The organism is Halorubrum sp. SP9 (genome assembly GCF_005435015.1).
In the GTDB taxonomy this organism is placed as follows: domain Archaea; phylum Halobacteriota; class Halobacteria; order Halobacteriales; family Haloferacaceae; genus Halorubrum; species Halorubrum sodomense.
On record NZ_SGXU01000346.1, the window covers coordinates 1 to 482 of the forward strand.

The 482-nt window shown below is 60.6% G+C and carries 1 pseudogene; it reads right to left on the minus strand.

The features are described 5' to 3' along the window. Positions 1–4 precede the first annotated feature (4 nt). Positions 5–482, minus strand: a pseudogene (locus EXE45_RS20005) (hypothetical protein); the annotation flags it as partial.

Consider the following 482-nt stretch of genomic DNA (forward strand, 5'->3'; position numbering starts at 1 on the left):
GTAACTACCCATCGTCGTCCTCCGTCAACTCGTCTAATTCTGTCTTCAGCCACTCACCAGACTCCTTGCGAGCCTGTCGGTACGTTCTCGCGTCTTCGTCACCGAGTGCGGGATGGACAGACACACCCGCCCACATCTCCGCTAACTCGTAGAGCGGTTCTGCGGGAACCATCTCTCGGTCGTCCGTCTCGATGGCTTCCATCTCCACCTGAACGTCGGACGGTGACGGCGCGGGGAGGCCAAAATCAACAGCGCCGAGATCGACATCAGCGGCTCGCTCGGCAGCCTCTTTCAGTTCTTCGTTGAGTGCCTCCACATTGGTCTGAAGGCTCTCAATCGCCCCGCGTGCCGCTTCTACGTCCGCGTCAACGGCAACCGTCACAGACGCATCAGGGAACGCCGCAGACTCGTGTTCGTCGTCATCCAGATACTCGTCCAGCGCGTCCCGAAGGTCACGGGCGTCCGTCACGCAAGCAGCGAAC